General features: G+C 63.7%; 5 protein-coding genes. 1 reads left to right on the top strand and 4 read right to left on the bottom strand.

Annotation, left to right across the window (positions count from 1 at the left end; all coding sequences use genetic code 11):
- Positions 1 to 302 (top strand): hypothetical protein (locus tag ACFU99_RS19795; RefSeq protein ID WP_384393630.1); only part of this gene is annotated, 302 nt, incomplete at its 5' end.
- A gap of 19 nt (positions 303 to 321) precedes the next feature.
- Here ACFU99_RS19795 and ACFU99_RS19790 read toward each other — a convergent pair.
- From ACFU99_RS19790 to ACFU99_RS19775, 4 genes are all read right to left on the bottom strand, one after another.
- Entirely contained in the window at positions 322 to 714 is a 393-nt protein-coding gene (locus tag ACFU99_RS19790; protein WP_384393627.1) for a hypothetical protein, read from the bottom strand.
- 173 nt (positions 715 to 887) lie between these two features.
- Complete coding sequence (locus tag ACFU99_RS19785; RefSeq protein WP_384393624.1) at positions 888 to 1,199, bottom strand: hypothetical protein; 312 nt, start codon at positions 1,197 to 1,199, stop codon at positions 888 to 890.
- Between the two features lie 458 nt (positions 1,200 to 1,657).
- Complete coding sequence (locus ACFU99_RS19780) at positions 1,658 to 1,939, bottom strand: hypothetical protein (protein WP_384393621.1); 282 nt, start codon at positions 1,937 to 1,939, stop codon at positions 1,658 to 1,660.
- Between the two features lie 287 nt (positions 1,940 to 2,226).
- Positions 2,227 to 2,658: an NADAR family protein gene (locus ACFU99_RS19775; RefSeq protein WP_384393618.1), complete on the bottom strand. Its 432-nt coding sequence runs from the start codon at positions 2,656 to 2,658 to the stop codon at positions 2,227 to 2,229.
- Positions 2,659 to 2,847 lie beyond the last annotated feature (189 nt).

Genomic DNA, 2,847 nt, shown 5'->3' with positions numbered 1-2,847 from the left:
GTCCCGGGGCAACTTCGGTGCGCATCGATGAGGACGCGGGCAAGGACGAACGGCGCGTGACGCGTACCGGCAACGTCAACGGCGGTGAGAAGCCGATCACACGGGAGGCTGCCGGCGCCCTGTCGGCGGTCTCCGCGAATCTCACCGTCGCCACGGCCGAGACGTGGCATGTGCTGTGCATGTCGGTGGATGAGCGGCCCGGAGTCCACCGGCTCAACCGGGCCGCCGCCATCGAGGCAGGCGCGGCGGCCCTCGCGCTGTGCGACCAGGCAACGTCGCCCGCTGAGTCGTCAACGTTTTAGAGATCAGCTGTTCCTCCCTCTATTCGTCTGCTTTCCCGTGATCAGTTCCTCTCATGCCCTTCTTGTCAGCGGCCGGAAATACTGTCCCGACGTTGAATGACGCACCATCGGGAGAGATTATGCGGACGTGCCCGCACAGTGCCCACGGAGAGCGGTTCACGCGCCCCTGTGCGGCTGCCTCGGCTGCCTCGAAGGTCCAGTAGGTCATCCCGTATTCCGTCACGTCAAAGACCCCTTCGGAGTCCCGTGTGTTCACTGTGACGATGTACGTGGAATCAGAGTGGTCCACGGCCCTGACTGCTGCAATCATCTGGCTCACCTCCTCATCTGAATACCCGTAATTATGCCAGTGCATATTGTGGTTGAAGAAGATGTCCCGAATTGCGTGGTGGGCCATCTTGTCGGCATTCATCGAGCAGCCTCCCGACATGTAGTCTGCAATTGATTCGCGTTCTCGATCGAGAGCCCGCAGATGAGTTCACACGAGGTGAGAGGCTGACTGCAAGTGCTCAGCCTCTCTCTTCGGACCAGTCTTCCTTGTCGCCTATTGTTTCGGCTGTCCGCCACATCGGCCACATGACAAGTTCAGCGGATTTCCAGCAAAAAGAGAAACTGGCACGGCGCACGGTCCGTCAGGCAGGCGAGAGCCTCATCCACGAAATCGTAGAGGTCCCACATGTCGCGGTGAGTCGGATCGTTTGGCGCTTCGGACCGATACCCGTGCAGCAGTCCGCGAATGTCCGGGTGATCCGGCCGGTCTTTGTGGGTGATGACAATATCAACCATCCGTCGGGTATCGGTCACCTTCCCTTCGCAGGCAACCCAGCGACCGGCCGTGTGTTCCGTGACCTCATTCATGTCCTTAGCCTCACAGTTGCCTTTTTCGTGGTCCTGCACGAGGGTTGTTTGGTTCCGGTCCGGGCATGACTGTTGCTTCCTGTCGAACGGATGATAATTCCGTCGCTTTCGGCAGGGCCGGCCGGTTGAAGCGGTGTGTTGATCCTCCCGTCCGGGGCGACGGGGGCTGGGGTCCTGAGCTGGCGGGCTGGTGGGTACAACCGGGTGGTGGGTGAGACGGATGCTCAAAGAAGCCTCGGCGCCTGTTGCCCGCCCGGTTCGCGGTGTACTCCGTGCTGGCGACGCGCCTGTTCCCGCAGGCCTGCGATCCGGAGGTCCTCGAGCTGGTGAGGACCGGTGTCGAGGGGTCGCGGCCTGGCCCGGAGTTGCCAAATCGCCGCTGCCCTGCAGCGGCTCGGCCGGCCGGTGTTGCGGGGGCTTTCCGGTCCGTGACCCGGCCGGCCGGCATGGACAGTGGGCCGTTCCGAGGTCGGCAGGGCTTCCGGTGGCTGGGTTTCCTACGCGGCGGCCGCCAGGCGGGCGGCGATGGCGGCCCCCTGGGCCTGCGTGGGCCGCAGGTCCACAATGTCGATCCGGTGCTCGCGCCGGCCGCTGACGGTCAGGATGATCCGGCCGTCGGCGACGGCCTCCCAGGCTGTCGCCGTTCCAGCGTCGTAGAGGTAGTGCCGGATGCTGCACGGGCCCGCCGCGTGGGCAGGCTGGTCGCACACATAGCGGTAGTTGACCGTGATGCCTGCGGTGACCAGCTCGTCGGCGAGCAGCTCCATGGCGATGTTCATGCGATGTGTTCCTTCCGATCGTCGCAGACGTCAAGAACTGCCGTCATGCAGTGGGCGGTGATGGGAACACGTGAATGTTCCCGATGCTGCTCTGATGCCTCACGTGCTCCGGGGCTGGATGAAGTGGGGAGGGCAGGGATCGTCGAGCGCGATTGAAGGCCCGCCTACCGTCCGTCGGTCCAGTGGGCCCTCAATCGGTTGAGAGCGTCAGGCTCGGTGCATGTGGTCGATTTCGTTCGGAGATGTGGAGGGGGCGGCCTGGCTGCCTCAGGTGTGGCAAGTGGCCGTCAGCGGGAGTGCGCACGAATGGCCATCAGCAACTCGCCGAGCATGTTCGTGCCGGGGATCCGCTCGTGCTTCGGACAGAAACACGAACCCCAGAACTGGTCATGCCAGCCATTCGTCTCGACGAGCATCCGGTCGTCGGTGGCGACGAGCCGCTGGTTCAGGTCGGGGACGGCGAACTTGGCCGTGAGCACACGTTGCATGGCCCAGACACGCATTCCGGTGTTCCAGCCGGGACGCAGCGTCACCCGACGGCCCCGCCTCTTGCTTTCGCCGGGATCCGGAGCACCGAGCACGTGGTTCTGCTCAGCGGGATCGAGGGTCTTCAGCGCGTTGAACGCGTGTTCACCGGAGGCAACTTGACGCCTCAGCCGCGGGACGAAGAAGGGCGTCTCATCGAAGTTCGAGAGGAACCCGAGGGTGCCGGTGAACATGGGCATCTGACGGTATGGGGACACGGGACCGCTCCTGACGTCTCATAGATTCATACGTGCGAGTCGTCGTCCGGATCAGCTCTGCTGATCCCAGTGCAGCGGACTGCGCAGAAAAGGGATTCTTCGCAGTCCGCCTGATCCTCCGGAATTCCGGGCAGCAGGAGAAGAACCCCCTGCCTGGTGCTGGAA

It is taken from the genome of Streptomyces sp. NPDC057654, from assembly GCF_042800135.1.
In the GTDB taxonomy this organism is placed as follows: Bacteria; Actinomycetota; Actinomycetes; order Streptomycetales; family Streptomycetaceae; genus Streptomyces.
This window is presented reverse-complemented; position numbering and strand designations above follow the sequence as displayed.

Coding starts and splice junctions, on each gene's coding strand:
- ACFU99_RS19775 (WP_384393618.1), bottom strand. CDS start 2,658: ATGTTCACCGGCACCCTCGGGTTCCTCTCGAACTTCGATGAGACGCCC.
- ACFU99_RS19780 (WP_384393621.1), bottom strand. CDS start 1,939: ATGAACATCGCCATGGAGCTGCTCGCCGACGAGCTGGTCACCGCAGGC.
- ACFU99_RS19790 (WP_384393627.1), bottom strand. CDS start 714: ATGAATGCCGACAAGATGGCCCACCACGCAATTCGGGACATCTTCTTC.